Below are 17899 nucleotides of genomic sequence, written 5' to 3'. Positions count from 1 at the left end.
TAGCAATGGCAACGATAGGTTTCATCGGCCTTGGCATCATGGGCACGCCGATGGCGCGCCATCTGCAGAATGCCGGCCACACGATCGTCACCTCGAAATTCTCGATCCCGCCGCGGCGGGAGCTCGTCGATAATGGACTGGAATTTGCCGAGACACCGAAGGCACTCGCCGAGGCCGTCGACACCATCATCCTGATGCTGCCGGATATGCCCGAGGTGAAGGATGTGCTCTTCGGTGAGAATGGCGTAGCCTATCGCCTTTCGGCCGGCAAGCTCGTCATCGACATGAGCTCGATCTGCCGATCGAGACCGAGGAATTCACTGCATCGCGGTGGTTTCGGCGATCTGCGCAAGCCGGCAAGGGTCTGACATAGGGGGCTCGCAGGTGGACTGTTCGCCCCCTGCGAGCCTTGGCGTTGTGTCGTCTCGGCCTCGCTGTCGAGGACGGATCATCTTTTTAGTAGCCGCTGTTGCACTTGGAGACGATGATGCGGCAATTGTAGGAATAGCCGGTGCAGGCGTGGACGGCCTTGTTTTCCGCAGCCTGAAGATTGCGGCCCCAATCGGAACCCCAGCCACCATCGCCCCCGACCGCCAGCGCGCCGCACGCGTCACGGAACCAGACGGCAATCTTGCAATCATTCCCGCGCTCACGGCATCTTGCGAGCGCCCCCTGCTCGGCCGCGCGTTGTGAGCTGAAGTCCGTCGACCAGCCGTAACTTCCGGTGTTTTGCGAATAGGCTATCGCGCCGTAGCTGTTCGCAGCATAAGTCGCCTGGGGAAGGCAGAAGCCAAGTGCTGCAAGCGCGGTGGCTTTGAGAAGCAAGTTCATCGTCGTCATGTATTCCTCCTCATCCTTGGTTCACATGCGAGTGAGACAGGAAAAACTATGTCGCGCGGTTTTGGTCTGTCCAGAGGAATTTTTGGACTCCCGGTCGCTTGCGCGCTTGATGGGGATGGCAAAGCGGCAGGTGGCGATCCTCACGCCGTCTTCGCTTCCTCGATGCCAAGCTCCTTCTTCATGGCGTCGCGGATCAGGTATTTCTGGATCTTTCCCGTCACCGTCATCGGGAAGCTCTGTACGAAACGCACATAGCGCGGGATCTTGTAATGTGCGATCCGGCCGCGGCAGTAGTCGATGATCTCCGCTTCCGTCGGTGTCTCGCCATCCTGCGAAATGATCCAGGCGCAGAGTTCTTCGCCGAGCCTCGCATCAGGAATGCCGACGACCTGAACGTCGCGGACCTTCGGATGCGCATAGAGGAATTCCTCGACCTCGCGCGGATAGACGTTCTCGCCGCCGCGGATCACCATGTCCTTGATGCGGCCGACGATGTTGCCATAGCTTTCACCGTCGATCGTGGCGACATCGCCGGTATGCATCCAGCCCTCGGAATCCACGGCCTCGGCCGTCTTCTCCGGGTCGTCCCAATAGCCTCTCATCACCGAATAGCCGCGGGTGCAGAGCTCGCCGGGAACGCCGCGGGGCAGGGTGTTGCCGTCTTCGTCGACGATCTTGACTTCGCAATGCGGCTGCACGCGGCCGACGGTGGACACGCGGTGTTCGATGGTGTCGTCCGTGCTGCTCTGGAAGGAGACGGGGGATGTCTCAGTCATGCCATAGGCGATCGTCACCTCGTTCATGCCGAGGACGTTGATCACCTTCTTCATCACCTCGACCGGACAAGGGCTGCCCGCCATAATGCCGGTGCGCAGTTTGGGGAACTGATATTTCGGCCTGTCGGGATGGTCGAGGAGCGCGATGAACATGGTCGGCACGCCATAGATGCCGACACAGCCTTCCTCAGCGACTGTTCTCAGCACCGCGGCGGGATCGAAGGACGCCGAGGGATATACGATGGTGGAACCGTGGGTGAGGCATCCGAGATTGCCCATGACCATGCCGAAGCAGTGATAGAGCGGCACCGGGACGGCCAGTCGATCGCCGGGCTTGAGCCTGATCGCCTCGCCGACGAAGAAGCCGTTGTTGAGGATGTTCCGGTGGCTCAGCGTCGCGCCCTTTGGTGCGCCCGTCGTGCCAGAGGTGAATTGGATGTTGATCGGGTCATTGGCGTCGAGCGTCTCGCCGAGCGACTGCAGCGTTTCCAGTTCACCTTTGGACGGAGGCACCAGGAGATTGTCGAAGTTCAGCATGCCCTGCGTCTTCTCTGCCCCCAACCGGATGATCCAGCGCAGCGACGGCAGATTGTGGGCTTCAAGGCCCCCGGGTGCGCTATGCGCCAGTTCCACGGCGAGCTCGTTGAGCATGGCGACATAGTCGCTTGTCTTGAAGGACGGCGAGATGACCAGCGCCCGGCAGCCGACCTTGTTGATCGCATATTTCAGCTCCCAGGTCCGGTAGGCGGGGTTGATATTGACCAGGATGATGCCGAGCTTGGCGGTGGCGAACTGGGTGAGCGCCCATTCGGCGGTGTTGAGGGCCCAGATTCCGAGCCGGTCGCCCTTGCGCAGGCCGAGGCGCCGGAGCGAGACCGCGAGCGCATTCACCTTGTCGCGAAGCTCGGCATAGGTCAGGCGGATATTCTGGTGGGCCGAGATCAGCGCGTCTACATCGGGATAGTTGGCGCATGTGGTATCAAAAAGCTGTCCGATCGTCGTCTCGATCAGCGGATGGGTTTTGTCCCCACTTACATGCGCTAGATCAGTCATGCCAACGTCCTCCCGTGGGCCTGCAAAATCGACGCGCCGGACAGGTGCATCACCGCCCGGCAGTTCCTGACGCCCTGAACCGAGCTCCTCTTCCCGATCCGGATCAGTATCTGCTCAAATGCTTACGCCTTCACTCGGGCGGCGACAATCATCCTCCGCATTGCGCCGAGCTCGCCCTCAGGCGTCGGCAATCACCTCGTGCAGCGCCTTCAGCACATAGCGCGAGCGCAGGTCGTCAGGATCGATTCTCATCTGGTTCATCGTATAGGAAAAGCCCGTACCGACAGAGGGCCAGCCGCCATGAATCGACCCGCCGGCGCCAGAATGGCCGAAGGCATCGGGCGGGGGGCCGAAGCGGCCCTGTTCGGTCTGGAGCGCGAAAACCGTTCCATAGGCCATGGGTTCGACAACGAAGGGGTCGTAGAATTTCGAGCGCAGTTTGAGACCCTCCTTAATGGTCTCCGGCTTCAGGATACTGCTACCGTCAAGTTCGCCGCCCTGTGCGATACAGCAATAGTAGCGCGCCATGGCGCGGGCCGTGGCGATGCCGCCGGCGCCGCCGATCTCGGCGGCATGATAGGCGCGGCTGTTCCAGGCAAGATCCTCATAGCTCGGAAAGAGCAGGGGATTTCCCCAGATCGAGCGATGGGTCGCGTCTTCGGGCGGATCGTCATTCCAGGCGCTTTCCGGATCCAGTTCCATCCTGCCGACGCGATGCTCTTCGCTCTCCGGCAGGCCGATCCAGGCTTCGAGCTTGAGAGGGCCTGCCACTTCGTCGGCGAAGAAGCGGCCAAGCGTGCGGCCGTCGACCCGGCGGATGATAGCCCCGCAGAGCCAGCCGATCGTGAGCGCATGGTAGCTATGATAGGCCTCGGGATCGGTCGACGGCGCCTGGGCTGCCAGCAATCCCTCCATCTTCTCGTAGTCGGGGATGTCGGCACTTGCGAGCGGCAAGACGATGCCCGGCAGGCCGGCGCGATGGGACACGACGTGTCGCACGCGTATTTTCTCCTTGCCGTTGGCGGCAAATTCCGGCCAGTATTTCGCGACCGGCGCATCGAGATCGATGAGGCCGCGCTCGATCAGGATCAGCATGCAAGAGGCTAGCAGGCCCTTGGTGCTGGAATAGATGACCTGGAGTGTGTCTTCCTTCCACCGCGTGCCGGGGGCCGCCATGCCACCCCAGAGGTCGACGACCTTGCGGCCCTTGTGCACGGCTGCGAAGGCGGCGCCGACATCACCGCGTTCGGTGAAATTGCGCTCGAACTCGGCGGCGACCGGCTCGAAGCCATTCGCGACAGTGCCCTTGATCGTGCCGTCGTAAAAGACGTCGTCCACGCGGTCCTCCCCTCACGTCCCTGCTCAGTCGCCGTGACTGGTGGCGTCGAATTCCTCGCCGCCCGCCATCAGGTTCAGCACTTCCTCACGTGATTTCTCGCCGCGCAGGAATTGCGATGCGACGCGACCCTGGATCAGCACGGTGAAACGGTCGCCGACCGAGAGCGCATGCGTGGCATTGTGCGTGATGAAAACCAGCGCGATGCCCTTGGCGCGGGCGGTCTTGATGAGATCGATGACGACACGCGCTTCCTTGACGCCAAGCGCCGCTGTCGGTTCGTCGAGGATCAGGAGCTTCGCGCCGAAATAGAGTGCGCGGGCGATCGCCAGTGCCTGCCGCTCGCCGCCCGACATGGTGCCGACCAGCTGCTCGGCGTCGTTGACGCGGCGGATGCCCATGGCGCGGATCTGTTCGAGCGAGACCTTGTTGGCCTTGTCCTGGTCGATCCGGATGAAGGGCCCCCAACCCTTGGTCGGCTCCTTGCCGAGGAAGAAATTGCGCGACACCGAGATCAGCGGGATCGTGCCGACATCCTGATGCACGGTGCCGATGCCGAGATCCTGGGCTTCGCGCGGGCTTTTGAAGCTGACGCGGTTGCCGCCGAATTCGATGTGGCCGCCCGACGGTGTCACGACGCCGGACATGGTCTTGATCAGGGTCGACTTGCCCGCGCCGTTATCTCCCAGCAGGCAATGGACTTCGCCCGGATAGGCTTCGATCGTGACGTTGTCGAGCGCGAGATTGTTGCCGAAGCTGCGGGAGACGCCGCGCAGCGCCATCAATGGTGTGTTCATGGCGGTCACCCCTGCTTCTTTCGGCCGAGGGCCAATTCGCGGATCACGTTGTTGGTGAGCACCGCGATGACGAGCAGCACACCGATGAAGGTCGCGAGCCAGTCGGTCGGCCAGCCGGTGTAGAAAAGACCGAGGCTGACGATGCCGTAGATCATGCAGCCGAAGACGATGCCGACAACCGAACCGAAGCCGCCCTGCAGCAGCACGCCGCCGATGACGGCCGCAATCGCCGTCTGGAAGACATAACCCTGGCCGGAGACGGCGTTGCCCTGGTTGTACATGACCGCGGACATGATGCCGACGAAAGCGGCGCTCACGGCAGTCCAGATGAAGAGCACCAGCTTGACGCGGGAGACCGGGACGCCGGCGCGGCGCGCGGCATCCTGGTTGCCGCCGACGGCGAAGATCCAGTTACCGAAAGGCGTTCGCTTCAGCACCCAGGCGGCCAGCGCTGCTGCCAGCATCCACCACAGGATCGAGACGTTGAAGAACTGGTATTTCGAGGCCAGGACATACTCGGCCCATCCGGCATCGCGGATCGACACGTTCGCGGAGCCGGAGATCAGGCGCGAGAGGCCGAGTGCGGAGCCAGCAAGGATGAAGTTCGATGCGAGCGTCACGATAAAGGAAGGCAGTCGCGTCTTGTTGACCAAGAACGCGTTGAAGCAGCCGACAACGACGCCCAGGCTAAGCGCCATGACAATGGTAGCCGCGACCGGCAGGCCGTAAAGGCCCGTTCCCAGCGCCACGATGATCGAAGCCGATCCGACAACGGAGCCCGTCGAAAGGTCGAATTCACCCGCGATCATCAGGAGCCCGATCGGCAAGGCGATGATGCCGAGTTCGGCCGCGGCGTTCAGCCAGCCCGCGGTCCCGGCAATCGATGTGAAACCCGTTGCGCCGCCGAAGATGGCGAAGAAGACGTAGATGACGAGTGCCGCCACCGCTGGCCCGAGCCAGACAATACGGAGGAGGCGGGTAATGAGCGTCATTGTACGGGGTGTTGTTGTCTGGGAAGTCGTCGTCAGGCGTGAAGTTTCGGTCATCGTCATTGTCCGGTCTTCCGTTCAAACTGATGAAAGGTAAGCCGGTCGTGCCGGCAGTCACAATAGACTTCGTATGGCGACTGAGCCTCACCACGCTGCGTCCCGCGGTCCCGTCTCCCGCCGGAGCGGGAAACGTGTCAGGTGAGGGGGCAGTCACGTCCTGGGAGGTCAGTTCGCGCCGCGCGAACCGGGATATTTCTCGCTGACGGCCAGAACGGCTGCAGCATTCGACTGGTCGATGAAGAACGGACCCGTGTTGATCTCGTTTGCCGGCGCCAGACGATAGTTGACAAACTGGTGCGAGATCAGCACCCCGTAATAGCCCTGCATGAAGGGCTGCTGATCGATGGCATAGCTCATTTCGCCGTCGCGGACGGCTTCCAATACGACCTTGCCAAGGTCGATGGTGCCGAGATCGACCTTGCGTCCGGCGGCTCGCACAACCTTCACGGATTCGAGCGCATCGACCGCCACGGCAGCGCCGAGAGTGATGATGCCGTCGATGGTCGGGTCGGCCATCAGCATAGCGGAGACTGCGGCCTGGACCTTCTGGCTGTTGCCGATGTCCTCGGAAGGCAGGGTCACGAGCTTGGCCTTTCCGCCGGCTTCGACGATTGCGTCGATATAGCCCTTGCAGCGCATTTCCAGCACTGGATTGGCGGCGATCTGGTTGATGCAGAGGCCATTTTTGACGCCGTTGGCAACCGCCTTCTTGCCTCCGGCATTGCCCATCAGCCACGGGTCCTCGCCGACGAAGCCAATCCCGCCGATTTCCTTCCAGTTGTTGCGGCCGGAATTATAGACGAGCACGGCAATATCCTCGGCAACCGCCTGCTTGATCAACGGCTCAAGGGAATCCGGGAAGAAGTTGCCGACCACGATCGCTGCCGGCTTGCGGGCGATCGCCGCTTCCATCATCCTCGTGAAGACCGGTACGATATCGGTGAAGTCCTGTGGCGCGGACCATTGAGTCTTGACCCCGAGCTCCTTGGTCGCTGTGTCGAAGCCCTGCTGAACCGCGCCCCAGAAGGGGTCGGAGCTCGGCCCTGCCAGGAAGATGATCGTGTTGTCTTCGTCTGCGTGGGAATAGGTCGCGGGCGCAGCCAAGGCCACGACGGCGGCGAGCACGAGCGTGCCCAGTCTTGCCAGTTTCATTGTCTTCCTCCCGTTATAGCGGATTCCGCTCCTCACGGATGACCGCCTCCCTGCGGCAAATGGCGTGCCGCCAAAGCCTAGAAGGAAACATTATTAGATAATATGTATGATGTAAATAGGCTATTTGGTCTCGCGAAGTTTGAGGATTGCCCGTACCTCATCCGCGAGCGCGCGGCCTAGCGCCTCGTGATCCTCTGGCTCCATATGGCAGCCGTCCATGCCGGCCTTTGCCACGCGGTTCGCGTCATAGTGGAAGCAGCCGGTTCGGTTGGCGACCTGTTCGAGATAGTAGGCGTGGTCGATGCATTTCTTCCAGGCTTCCCCCCACATGGCGGGTTCGGCGATGTCGGTGATCGAGGGTGGCGTGACGATCAGTATTTCGGGGGAGGTTTCTGTCAGCGCGTAATGGCCTTTGATGGTCTGGACCAGGGTCAGCATGCCGCGCGCGGAATTATAGGCGGAGATGCCGTATTGCTCTTTGAAATCATTGCCGCCGAGCATGATGATCAGCACGTCGAGCGGTGCGTGGCTTTCCAGCACCGGGATGATCGTGCGCATGCCGTTCTTGTGAATGCCTTCGATCGGGTCGTCGAAAACGGTCGTCCGCCCACTCAGTCCTTCCTCGACAATCCAGCTATCCGGGCCGAGATAACGGCCGAGCACATTGGGATAGCGCTGGTGCGGCGGGATTCGGTCGGGCGTTTGCGCAATGTTGGCAAAAGGCGGGCAGCCCCATGTGTTGGAATCGCCGAAGCAGACAATGGTATGCATGTCGAAATGTCTCCCCGAGCGGCGACGCAGCGGATTGCCAGGTGGTTGCAATCCATGCCTTGGCTGCTATATAGATCATACATGTCCAACTTAGCAACGAGACCTTGAAACCGGGTGGCCCGTTTGAGCGGGCCGAAATATCGATCGCCGGTTTCATAGGAGAACGATTTGAGCGTCTATCGCAGACCAGATCCGATCCCTCGCCCCCGAGCCGAGGCATCGGCGACTTCAGGACCCTTGCAGGCCATTCGGTCAGAACCGGATGATCTCTCACATCTTGTTGCGCGCAAGATTTTTGCCGCCATCAACGCCGGACATTTCGCTGAAGGCGCGATACTGCCGAACGAGCATGCGTTGGGTGAGACGCTCGGCGTCAGCCGCACCGCGTTGCGCGAAGCCATCAAGGGCCTGTCGTCGAAAGGCATGCTGGAGACTCGTCGCCGTCGCGGCACCCAGGTGACCGAGCGCGACCAGTGGACGCTTATCGACGGCGAAGTCATCAGCTGGTCGCGCAAGGACGGCGACAGCAGGATTTCCGAGGAGCTATGGCAGGCCCTGAAACTGGTCATGCCAGAACTGGCCCGGCTTGCAGCCGTCAATTCCATGCGGGTTCGGCTCGGCTCGGCGTCCATGGCAGACGGCCAGCGGACGCTTGGCATCGCCGCTCTGCTCACTGAGATCGCGCGGCTGTCCGGCAATCGCTTTCTCACCTCGCTCGCCTCGATCAGCCTGATCAATCTGGCCAGAGACGACCGGCCGTTTCTCGACAAGCGCTTCGGCGACGTCTCCGAGAACACAGTCGAGACGCTGCGGCATGCGGTGATTTCAGGTGATGCCACGGGTGCTGCTCTGGCGATCGGTACCTTGTTCGAGCCTGCGGGGCAGGCGGCCCAGGTAGAGCCAGATATCTTTGCCGAGTAGGCTTGCGGCGTGAATTCCCGCAAAAGATCATGAATCGCACCCAGGCACGCCGCGCAGAGTCACATCCCAAGATCTTCCTATTTCGCCGACACTGGTGATCGGGCAAACTGGACGTGTGCTCAGGGAGCAATCCATGATGGCCGACCGAGAGTTGTTCTATAATCTCGTGACACGAGACGCGCTGCTCATTCATAGCGACGTGGCCCATTCGCTTGAAGGGCCGTTCGACTCGCGCGACGATGCAGAGCAAGCAGCGGAGGTGCTCATCGACCGCCTGCAGATGAATGATGAGCAAAACGGTTCTCGCGGATTTTCGATCGTGACCCCGACAACAAAATGAGGAACCCAAAGGCCGGTTGCGTCATTCCCCAATAAGCGGAAATGTCGCAAAGCAGGGTAATGGGTCGTTTAGTTGTAGTTTCGAACAGAGTGCCTCTTCCAGACAAAAATGGTGCACAGGCGGGCGGACTGGCGGTTGCGCTCCAATCCGCGCTCGAAGCGCGCGGTGGCGTCTGGCTGGGATGGTCGGGGAAGATCAGTGACGACGGGACGCTACAGGTGTCCCAGGTCGGCAATATTGAATATGCGCTGACCGATCTCACAGAACGTGACATCGAGGAATACTATCGCGGTTTTGCAAACCGCGTGCTGTGGCCGATCTTTCATTACAGGCTGGACCTCGCCGAATATGGCCGTCGGGAAATGGCGGGCTATTTCCGCGTCAACCGCTTCTTCGCTGATCAACTGATGCCGCTGATCAATGATGACGATGTGATCTGGATTCATGATTATCATCTCATTCCGCTTGCTGCGGAGCTCAGAAAGCGCGGCGTGAAGAACCGGATCGGCTTCTTTCTCCATATTCCGTGGCCGGCACCCGACGTGTTCTACGCGATGCCTGTCAACGAGGAGATTCTCCTCAGTCTGGCTTCCTACGACGTGATCGGCTTCCAGACCGAAATCGATCTGGAGAACTTCGCCGATTCCGTCACTCGTCAGGGATTGGGCGAAAGAGTGGATGAAGCGACGTTCCAGATGTCGGGCAGGCAGTTCCTGGCGCGGCCTTATCCGATCGGCATCGAGACCGATGCGTTCGCGAATATCGCCAAGCGAGCGTCAATTACCCCTCTTGCCAAACGAATGCATGAAAGTCTCGGCGGCAAGGATCTGATCATCGGTGTCGACCGGCTCGACTATTCGAAGGGCATCACCCAGCGCATCGATGCCTTCGAAAGGTTCGTGACGCATTATGCCGATGCGCAAGGCAATGTGACGCTTCTGCAGATCACACCGAAATCGCGTTCAGAGGTGCCCGAATATGAGGCCATGCAACGAGCCCTCGCTGAGCAGGCCGGTCGCGTGAATGGAGCGGTTGGGACGGTCGATTGGGTTCCGATCCGCTATGTGAACCGGTCGTTGAGCCGGCAGGGGCTGGCGGCGCTTTACCGTATGGCGAAGGTCGCGCTGGTCACGCCGCTGCGCGATGGGATGAACCTCGTTGCCAAGGAATTTGTCGCTTCGCAGAGTGAGGACGACCCGGGTGTTCTGATCCTGTCCCGTTTTGCAGGCGCGGCGAAAGAATTGTCATCGGCACTGATCGTCAATCCCTACGACATCGAAGGCACCGCTGATGCCATCGGGCGGGGCATACGTATGCCTCTCGAGGAACGTCGCGAGCGCTGGCAGGATATGATGGTGATCATTCGCAAGAACGACGTCTTCAACTGGTGCTCGACCTATCTGTCGGATCTGACGGCGGATGTTGCTCGCCCATAGGCGAGTTTCGACACCAAAGTGGAACTGCTTTCCGAACTTCCAGCGCCCTTTCGCGTTTCATGAACGATTGAGAGAAAAGTGCCATGACTGACGCGATATTTCCGACAGAACGATGGGCCGCTGTGCGCGCCGACATGCAGCACCAGCAGCAAACCAACGGCGGCGGGTTCGAAGCACGTGCCGGATCCGACATTCGCGTGGAAGGTCGGCTTCCCGACGCGATATCACTTCCCATGACCCAATATTTCCAGCGACCTACCAGACAATACGGTCGCGTTGCCGGATAGGGGGCTCCCGCTCATACCATGGGCCGGGCGTAGAAATCCACAATACGGAGTATCTCTCACCCTATCGCTGTTCCGCAACCTCATTGAGGCGTTATGCTGGATGTGGAATCACAGGTGAGAGTCTTGCATGACCGGGCAAAGCCAACAGTATTTCGGGGAGAGGATGACGATCCGCGGGCGGCTTGATCCCGCGTCTTTCGTCCCCTGGATCCGGCGACACGCGGCCAAACTCGGTCTTGTACACAAAATCGCCCAAACGAGCCCTGATATGATCGAGCTCGAAATATCAGGGGCACCAGAACTGATCGACATGATGGAAATGGGGTGCTCGCTCGGGCCTATCGACGTCTGGGTCGAGACCATCGATCGCGCCCCTGTAGCGCGGGGAAATACCTAATTTTCCGTGTGATTGGAGCCTGTTTGCACTTAATTTAATCAATGTTGCAATTGCGAAATAACTATGCAAACGTCGCTCGGTTGAGTGTAAAGAGACTCTCCGGATGCGTCCCAGGCTCGACATTGTTGATTGTGAGATACAGAGAGTAAGGTCATGCTGACCGATCGGACGGCTTCCTGGATGCCGGTCGCCCTTTCCCAGGACCTGCCCGTGGGAACCGTGATACCGGCGCGGATATCATCCGGCTCCATCGCCCTCTGGCGGAGTCAATCGGGACGGGTGGCGGCGTCTGTCGACCGCTGTCCCCATCGCGGGATGCGGCTCTCACACGGCTTCGTGCGCGGCGAGGCGCTGTCCTGCATCTACCATGGCTGGAGCTATTCGCAGGCCGGGACCTGCCTGCGCATTCCTGCCCATCCGGGACTTTCGCCGCCGGAGACAATCCGCGTCAAGACCTATGTGGTCGAGGAAGCTGGCGGTATCGTCTGGATTGCCGAGGGAGAGCCTGCGGATAAGCCGCTAATATCGGAGGGTTTCGTGCCGCTCCGGTCGTTGACGATCCGAGCTGGGCGGGAGGCGATCGAGACGGCATCGGGAGAAAAAGCCGATGAAACTGGAATCCTCTGTCAGTTGCCGGGCGCCCCGGCGCTGCGGCTGGTGCCGGTGATGCAAGACAAGGATGAAACGCTGGTCCATGTTCTGGTGCCGCAGAACTGCAGCGCCTCAGAGCGCATCGCCGCTTCACGCGCCGCAGAGCGTCTGCGGCGAGCCGCGGAGCAGATCCAAGCGGAAGGAGCCGTGTCATGATTGGTGGTGCGATGCTCGACGAATGGTACCCGGTCGGGCTCTTTCGCCAGCTCGATCGCGAGGGCTTGGAGACCGCGCTGATGGGTGAGCCGATCACGGTAGCACTCGGCGCCGACGGCATTGCCAAGGTGACCGGGAAAGGAGGGCGCGCACTGCCCGTCTCGGTGCGCTACGGCCATGTCTGGTCTTCGCTCGGGGAACCCAAGAAGCCGGTATTCCCGATCCCCGAGGCGGACCAGCCGGGTCGTCGTCTCGTCGAGGTCGGCGTGGTGCGGGTACGCTGCTCTCCGCTGCGCGCGGTGGAGAATTTCCTCGACATCGCTCATTTCCCCTTCGTCCATACCGACGTTCTCGGTGCCGAGCCGCATACCGAGGTGCAGGATTACAAGGTGGAAATCCGCGATGAAGACGATGAAGTCTGGGCGACGCAGGTGAAGTTCTACCAGCCGCAGGCCGCGAAGTCGGCAGAAGGCGGCATCACCACGGAATATATGTATCGCGTGCCGGCTCCGACCTGCTCGGTTCTCTACAAGACTTGCCCGCCGCGGCCCGGTGAATGGGATGTCATCACGCTCTTCGTCCAGCCCCTCGCCGAGGATCTCTGCGACGTCTGGCCGTGGATGGCGCTGTTCGACGACGAGACGCCGATGACCGACCTCATCCATTTCCAGCAGATGATCTTCCTGCAGGATCGCTCGATCCTTGAAAACCAGATCCCGCGGCTTCTGCCGCTCGATCCCGGCATGGAGATCCCGACCCGGGCGGACCTGACCTCCGTCGCCTATCGCCGCTGGCTGAAACGCCACAATTACACCTATGGCGCACAGCTGGTGGCGCAATGAAGCTTTACGACTACATCCTGTCTCCAAGTTGCTACAAGGTGCGCCTGATGGCGTCGCTGACCGGCGTGAAGCTCGAGATCCGCCCGGTCGATTTCCATCCCGGCATGGAGCACCGTGGTGCGGAACTCATGGCGCTCAATCCGGGAGGCTCGATTCCGATCCTGGAGGACGGCAATCTCGTCCTCACCGAATCCTCCGCCATGCTCGCCTATATCGCCGCAAAGGCCGCGCGGGACTGGCTCGGCAGTGGTGCGGCTGATGAGACCGCGCGTATCCAGCAATGGCTGTCCTTCTCGCACCGCCTGACCGCCAATCTTGGCGGCGCGCGCCTGCACGAAATGCTGTTGCGGCCCGGCGACATCGGAAAGCTGCAGTCGCAGGGCATCGCAGCGCTACGCGAGCTGGAAGCCGGTCTCTTCGAACAGAAGCTCCGCGGCTTCAGGTTCCTGGCGTCGGATCGGCCGTCGATCGCCGATATCGCCTGCTTTCCCTATGTAGCACTCGCGCCGGACGGCGGCATTTCGCTGGACTCCTATCCAACGATCCGGCTCTGGTCACGTGCGCTCCGCAGCCTCGATGGCTTCATCGAAATGCCCGGCATCCACCGGCTGCACGACTTGAAGCCCGAACCACAACACGAACCGGGCGAAGCGTGACATGGCGGGTTATCTCCTGAAAAATTGCGCTGCTGTTATCGTCGATGACGGCAAGGGCTTGAGCGTTCGGCGCAACGTGGACGTTCTCACCAACGGCCCGGCGATATCAGCGATCGGCGAGGGGCTGAGCAGGGGTGGTTTGCCGGCGGGCACAATCACCCAGGACGCCAGCGGCTGGTTCGTCTATCCCGGCCTCGTCAACACGCACCATCACTTCTTCCAGTGCTTCGTGCGCAATCGCGCCGAACTCGACTGGACCAAGCTCTCGGTCATCGAATGGCTCGATCGCATCTATCCGATCTTCTCGCGGCTGACGGAGGATTGCTTCTACCACTCCTCCGTCACAGCAATGGCAGAGATGATCAAGCATGGCTGCACCACCGCCTTCGACCATCAGTACAATTTCCCCCGACATGCGGGGAAGAGGATCGTCGACCGGCAATTCGAAGCGGCCGAATTGTTAGGCATGCGTTTCCATGCGGGCCGCGGCGGCAATACGCTGCCGAAATCGGAGGGATCGACCATCCCTGACGAAATGCTGGAGACGACGGACGAGTTCATCGGCGACTGCGCGCGCCTCATCGATACTTATCACGACGCCAGCCCCTTCAGCATGAAACAGGTCGTGGTCGCCCCCTGCCAGCCGGTCAACTGCTACCGTGAGACCTTCGTGGAGTCCGTCGCTTTGGCGCGTGATCGCGGCGTGCAGATGCACACCCATGTCGGTGAGGGTGAAAGCCCTGTTATCGCCGCTCGTCACGGAATGCGCACGGTCGACTATCTCGAGGAGATCGGCTTTGCCGGTCCCGACGCCTTCTATGCCCATTGCTGGGAACTGACCCACGACGAGATCCGCACCATGTCGAAGAGTGGCAGCGGTGTCTCGCATTGCCCGGAGCCGGTCTATCTGGTGGGCGCCGAGGTAACCGACATTCCAGCCATGTCGGCCTTCGGTTTGCGTCTCGGCCTTGGCTGCGATGGCGCGGCATCGAACGACAATTCCAACCTGATGCATTGCATCCATTCCGCCTACATGCTGCAATGCCTTGTTGCCTCGACACGTGCCCATCCGGTGCCACCGCCGGCCGAATTCCTCGGCTACGCGACCACGGGTGGGGCAACACTTCTTGGCCGCAAAGATATCGGCCGGCTGGCGCCCGGCATGGCCGCCGACCTTTTTGCAATCGACACAAGGCGGATGGACTATGTCGGCACGCGTCACGATCCGCTGAGCCTGATCGCCAAGGTCGGTATCGGCATGCCGGTCGATATGACCATGATCAATGGACGCATCGTTTGGGAGAACGGTGGGTTCGTCGGGCTGGACGAGGCCAAGCTTGCAGCGGACGCTGAAGCCGTGCTGGCCACAGTGGAATTCTGAAAACCGAAAACAGGGGAACTGGCGTGCTGAACAACCTGACGCGCAGAACGTTCCCCAGGGCACGCTGATGCGCCTTGCCGCAAAGGCAACCGGATTGGACCTGCCGTCACAGTTGCTCAAGCTCAACGGCGCCGCTTCGCTCGGCGAACCCTTCGAACGCCAGCAGAGTCGAGACATTGCCTACGCCGCTATCGACGCGGCGGTGAAGGTTTCGGTGAGGCTTTGCGTCGTGAACGGCTTCATCAGGACCGGCAGGTCGACCGCATGACCGGTTTCGATCGCCTCGCTGAAGCCGGTCATAAGGATGATGGTGATACTGGGATTGAGGACCTTGATGTAATCGGCGAGTTCCAGCCCGGACATGCCCGGCATGCGTATGTCGGTCAGAACCGCGTCGATGCCCGTGTCACGATGCAGCGCTGCCAGTGCCGCCCGGCCGCTCGGCACGGCGATAACCTCGATGCCGAGATCTTCCATGGTGAGTTTCGATGCCTCCAGCGACGACGATGTGTCGTCGACGACGAGGACCTTGGCCGGAAGCCTGGACGTCGTGCTCGTCGCTGTCGCCTGCGCGGCGGAGCGGGAGAAAACCGGAATGTGGCGCGGAAGATAGAGATTGAAGGCGGCGCCCCGCGGCTCGGCCCGGGTAACCGTCACCGCCCCTCCCGACCGCTCGGCAAAAGCATGCACCTGACTGAGGCCCAGGCCGGGGGAGTCGCCCTTCTTGGTCGTGTAGAATGGCTCGAAAATCCGCTGCATGTCCCCGGCGGCAATGCCACTGCCATTGTCGATCACAGTCACCGCGATCCCGGGGCCACTCAACCGGTCTGTCTCGGATTTGAGTTCGGAGATATTGCGCGCCGAGATCTCTACCAATCCGCCTGTCGGCATGGCCTCGCGGGCATTGGTGACGAGATTGATCAGCGTCGACTCGAAAGCCTGAGGATCGATATTGACTGGCCAGAGATCCTCGGGGAAGGCGATTTTCAATTCAACCGCGTCCTGCGCAGCCTTGCCGAGGGTTTCCGCCAGCAATTCCACCTGATCCTGAATCCGCGTCGGCGTCGCGCTCTTGTTCGAGCGTCGGGAGTAGGAGAGCAGCCGTTGTGTCAGGGTCCTGCCGCGGTTGACTGCGTCCAGCATGCCCTGCAGCAGGCGCTCGACCCGGGCGTCATCAGTGCGGCGGCGCAAGAGACTCTCGGCCGAAGACTGGAAGACCATCAGGAGATTGTTGAAGTCATGGGCAATGCCGCCCGTGAGCTTACCAAGCGCATCCATGCGCTGCCAGCCCGCAAGTGCCGCTTCGTTGCGGCGACGGGCCTCGAGTTCACGCAGCAGCAACGCCAGGGCCAGTGCCGAAAGCAGCACGGTCAGGCCGCCTGCCGCCGCCAGGATATAGAGGCTCTGTGACGAGGTTGCCTGATACTCCGCCATCGGCATGCCGACGCTCACCGTCCAGTCGGACCCTGCAACGACCACCGATGAAACGCGGAGTTCCTCGCCGGAGTAGAGACGGCCGCCAGACAGTTCATGTTCGGGCAGACCGCTGACCTGGACCAACTGATCAGCCGGGAGGGTAATGAGCTGGGGAACTGCGGCCGTCGTGGCAACCAGCCGCCCCTTGCCGTCGGTGATCCAGCCGATCCAGCTCTGCGGCAGGCCATTCGCTTGCAGAATTCCATTGAGGGACTGCGGCCGTATCACCGCCGTCAGCCCGGACACGACCTCGCCCTGCCGGATGACCGGCACGCGCACCGGAAAGGCCGGCAATTTACGCGGACCCAGCGCCACATTGCCGATGACCGCCTTTTTGGTCGCGATCAGCCGCTTGTGGCTCTCGTCATCCACGACACGCTGCTGTGGTTGCCTGGGCGGCGGCACAGAAATCAAAAGCTGGCCATCGAGGTCCGTGACGCGCAGCATTTCCCAGATCGGAATACGCGCCCTGAGCCGCTCACCGATCTCGGCAAAAGCCTGCGGTTGAAGTGGCGGATCGAGCCGGGGCGACTCTGACAAAACCGACAGAAGCTGGACCTGCGTTTCGAGTTCGCGGGACAGTGCGACTGCCAGCCGGTTCGTGCGCTCGTCGATCACCGAGTCCAGCGAGGACATCTGCGACCGGACCGATATGAAGCCGACCACACCCAGGATCAGCACGACCGGAATGACGGCGCTGAGCAGCAGGAGGAGCGCGGGCCGTATATTGGTCGCGCGACGGCCTATTGTTGATCCAGCTCGGGACGCTTGATTCACTGTGATTCGCCGTCTGCCATGTCACTACATCTCTAATCGCCACTCCAGATTTCGCAATCTGTTTGTGGCCTCGGCGCCAATTCGGTCTGGATGGCATTCGTCCGGAAGCTGCCGCGCGGGCTATGGAGAGTGACGGCAACTCTTCGCTCGTAAGGGTTGTTTTCCGCCGGCAATGTGATCGTGAATGCTGTGGCGAGGTCGACCACAGGTGATATCACCGCCGCAAGCCGGACGTCGTCTTGCCGGAACGCAAGATCCGTCAATGCAACGGCATAGGCCGCGCTTGTTGCGGCGAAGGGGTAGATAAATCATCGCCAGCCACAATCAATGATGGTGCCAATGCTCTCGGGCTTGGCGGGAAGAGGCCCTTTCCGTCAAGTCCGGTCGACCCGCCCGAGCCTTCAATTATTGATTGTTGTCGAGAGGTTGGATCTTAGAGCGGCTGGTTCCAAAGATATTCGGATACGGCCTGTGTATTCCGAAAATAGTGTGACAATTGACTTTTGCCGCCTGTGCTTCTTCCGGCCTGCTCGATAGTGCAGCCCAAAAGCACAAATCGTGGAATTACTTCTTCTCGGCGAATATTCCGAAAACGATTCCGGTTTTCGAATCGCAAATCAAGACCTGTTCACAAAAGGTAAACCGGCTTCGCTTTGGAGATGTGCAACCTATGCGGTTTCTTGCAGTCTATGATTAACGATCAGATAACCATTTGATGATGAAGTTGCATCACTGATCTAGACAACGCAAAGCAAGTATGCGGCGGCCTGATCCCTTGGAAGAAAGCGGGGATGGCGGGCCACGG

Annotated in this window: 16 protein-coding genes and 2 pseudogenes; 10 read left to right on the top strand and 8 right to left on the bottom strand. The window is 60.8% G+C overall.

Translation table 11 applies throughout. The features are described from left to right. Positions 1-5: 5 nt before the first annotated feature. Positions 6-319 (top strand): annotated as a pseudogene (locus AC2YI2_RS27895) (NAD(P)-dependent oxidoreductase); the annotation flags it as partial. A gap of 137 nt (positions 320-456) precedes the next feature. Here AC2YI2_RS27895 and AC2YI2_RS27890 read toward each other — a convergent pair. From AC2YI2_RS27890 to AC2YI2_RS27860, 7 genes are all read right to left on the bottom strand, one after another. Next, complete coding sequence (locus AC2YI2_RS27890; protein WP_487389800.1) at positions 457-840, bottom strand: DUF4189 domain-containing protein; 384 nt, start codon at positions 838-840, stop codon at positions 457-459. A 140-nt stretch (positions 841-980) separates the two neighbouring features. Then, positions 981-2669: an AMP-binding protein gene (locus tag AC2YI2_RS27885; RefSeq protein ID WP_487389799.1), complete on the bottom strand. Its 1689-nt coding sequence runs from the start codon at positions 2667-2669 to the stop codon at positions 981-983. Between the two features lie 177 nt (positions 2670-2846). Further along, positions 2847-4007, bottom strand: coding sequence for a serine hydrolase domain-containing protein (locus AC2YI2_RS27880; RefSeq protein ID WP_487389798.1), 1161 nt, complete (start codon positions 4005-4007; stop codon positions 2847-2849). Positions 4008-4031: 24 nt separating this feature from the next. Next, positions 4032-4802 (bottom strand): ATP-binding cassette domain-containing protein, encoded by a 771-nt coding sequence (locus tag AC2YI2_RS27875; RefSeq protein WP_487389797.1) that lies wholly within the window; start codon positions 4800-4802, stop codon positions 4032-4034. 5 nt (positions 4803-4807) lie between these two features. Then, positions 4808-5848 (bottom strand): ABC transporter permease, encoded by a 1041-nt coding sequence (locus AC2YI2_RS27870; RefSeq protein WP_487389796.1) that lies wholly within the window; start codon positions 5846-5848, stop codon positions 4808-4810. Between the two features lie 168 nt (positions 5849-6016). After that, positions 6017-7003 carry a sugar ABC transporter substrate-binding protein gene (locus tag AC2YI2_RS27865; protein ID WP_487389795.1) on the bottom strand — a complete coding sequence of 329 codons (987 nt, stop codon included), beginning with the start codon at positions 7001-7003 and terminating at the stop codon, positions 6017-6019. 120 nt (positions 7004-7123) lie between these two features. After that, on the bottom strand, positions 7124-7774 hold the full coding sequence (locus AC2YI2_RS27860; protein WP_487389794.1) for a GDSL-type esterase/lipase family protein: 651 nt from the start codon (positions 7772-7774) through the stop codon (positions 7124-7126). A gap of 237 nt (positions 7775-8011) precedes the next feature. On the opposite strand from AC2YI2_RS27860, the gene AC2YI2_RS27855 reads away from it, so the two are divergent. The 9 genes and pseudogenes from AC2YI2_RS27855 to AC2YI2_RS27815 all read left to right on the top strand — a co-directional run. Further along, positions 8012-8695, top strand: coding sequence for a FadR/GntR family transcriptional regulator (locus AC2YI2_RS27855; protein WP_487389793.1), 684 nt, complete (start codon positions 8012-8014; stop codon positions 8693-8695). Positions 8696-8828: 133 nt separating this feature from the next. Next, positions 8829-9035, top strand: coding sequence for a hypothetical protein (locus tag AC2YI2_RS27850; RefSeq protein WP_487389792.1), 207 nt, complete (start codon positions 8829-8831; stop codon positions 9033-9035). 59 nt (positions 9036-9094) lie between these two features. Beyond that, positions 9095-10471, top strand: a complete 1377-nt coding sequence (gene otsA / locus AC2YI2_RS27845; protein WP_487389791.1) for an alpha,alpha-trehalose-phosphate synthase (UDP-forming) — start codon at positions 9095-9097, stop codon at positions 10469-10471. 414 nt (positions 10472-10885) lie between these two features. Next, positions 10886-11155 carry an acylphosphatase gene (locus AC2YI2_RS27840; RefSeq protein ID WP_487389790.1) on the top strand — a complete coding sequence of 90 codons (270 nt, stop codon included), beginning with the start codon at positions 10886-10888 and terminating at the stop codon, positions 11153-11155. 153 nt (positions 11156-11308) lie between these two features. Then, positions 11309-11962 (top strand): Rieske 2Fe-2S domain-containing protein, encoded by a 654-nt coding sequence (locus AC2YI2_RS27835; protein WP_487389789.1) that lies wholly within the window; start codon positions 11309-11311, stop codon positions 11960-11962. Then, positions 11959-12804 (top strand): aromatic ring-hydroxylating dioxygenase subunit alpha, encoded by an 846-nt coding sequence (locus tag AC2YI2_RS27830; protein WP_487389788.1) that lies wholly within the window; start codon positions 11959-11961, stop codon positions 12802-12804. The genes AC2YI2_RS27835 and AC2YI2_RS27830 overlap by 4 nt, the downstream gene beginning before the upstream one ends. Then, complete coding sequence (locus tag AC2YI2_RS27825) at positions 12801-13460, top strand: glutathione S-transferase family protein (protein WP_487389787.1); 660 nt, start codon at positions 12801-12803, stop codon at positions 13458-13460. Before AC2YI2_RS27830 ends, AC2YI2_RS27825 begins: the two co-directional genes overlap by 4 nt. Before the next feature lies 1 nt (position 13461). Further along, positions 13462-14841 (top strand): amidohydrolase, encoded by a 1380-nt coding sequence (locus tag AC2YI2_RS27820; RefSeq protein ID WP_487389786.1) that lies wholly within the window; start codon positions 13462-13464, stop codon positions 14839-14841. A gap of 61 nt (positions 14842-14902) precedes the next feature. Next, a pseudogene (locus AC2YI2_RS27815) lies at positions 14903-15001 on the top strand (ABC transporter permease); the annotation flags it as partial. Positions 15002-15021: 20 nt separating this feature from the next. Here AC2YI2_RS27815 and AC2YI2_RS27810 read toward each other — a convergent pair. Then, on the bottom strand, positions 15022-17094 hold the full coding sequence (locus AC2YI2_RS27810; RefSeq protein ID WP_487389785.1) for a hybrid sensor histidine kinase/response regulator: 2073 nt from the start codon (positions 17092-17094) through the stop codon (positions 15022-15024). Positions 17095-17899: the final 805 nt, after the last annotated feature.

The organism is Rhizobium sp. SRI_017 (genome assembly GCF_057586295.1).
The sequence above is the reverse complement of the archived record's forward strand: the minus strand, read 5'-3'. Positions and strand labels throughout refer to the sequence as shown.

Excerpts from the sequence above, each read along its gene's own strand:
- otsA (WP_487389791.1), top strand. The coding sequence starts at position 9,095 with ATGGGTCGTTTAGTTGTAGTTTCGAACAGAGTGCCTCTTCCAGACAAA.
- AC2YI2_RS27870 (WP_487389796.1), bottom strand. The coding sequence starts at position 5,848 with ATGACCGAAACTTCACGCCTGACGACGACTTCCCAGACAACAACACCC.
- AC2YI2_RS27820 (WP_487389786.1), top strand. The coding sequence starts at position 13,462 with ATGGCGGGTTATCTCCTGAAAAATTGCGCTGCTGTTATCGTCGATGAC.
- AC2YI2_RS27885 (WP_487389799.1), bottom strand. The coding sequence starts at position 2,669 with ATGACTGATCTAGCGCATGTAAGTGGGGACAAAACCCATCCGCTGATC.
- AC2YI2_RS27890 (WP_487389800.1), bottom strand. The coding sequence starts at position 840 with ATGACGACGATGAACTTGCTTCTCAAAGCCACCGCGCTTGCAGCACTT.
- AC2YI2_RS27860 (WP_487389794.1), bottom strand. The coding sequence starts at position 7,774 with ATGCATACCATTGTCTGCTTCGGCGATTCCAACACATGGGGCTGCCCG.
- AC2YI2_RS27850 (WP_487389792.1), top strand. The coding sequence starts at position 8,829 with ATGATGGCCGACCGAGAGTTGTTCTATAATCTCGTGACACGAGACGCG.
- AC2YI2_RS27830 (WP_487389788.1), top strand. The coding sequence starts at position 11,959 with ATGATTGGTGGTGCGATGCTCGACGAATGGTACCCGGTCGGGCTCTTT.
- AC2YI2_RS27865 (WP_487389795.1), bottom strand. The coding sequence starts at position 7,003 with ATGAAACTGGCAAGACTGGGCACGCTCGTGCTCGCCGCCGTCGTGGCC.
- AC2YI2_RS27825 (WP_487389787.1), top strand. The coding sequence starts at position 12,801 with ATGAAGCTTTACGACTACATCCTGTCTCCAAGTTGCTACAAGGTGCGC.
- AC2YI2_RS27840 (WP_487389790.1), top strand. The coding sequence starts at position 10,886 with ATGACCGGGCAAAGCCAACAGTATTTCGGGGAGAGGATGACGATCCGC.
- AC2YI2_RS27875 (WP_487389797.1), bottom strand. The coding sequence starts at position 4,802 with ATGAACACACCATTGATGGCGCTGCGCGGCGTCTCCCGCAGCTTCGGC.
- AC2YI2_RS27835 (WP_487389789.1), top strand. The coding sequence starts at position 11,309 with ATGCTGACCGATCGGACGGCTTCCTGGATGCCGGTCGCCCTTTCCCAG.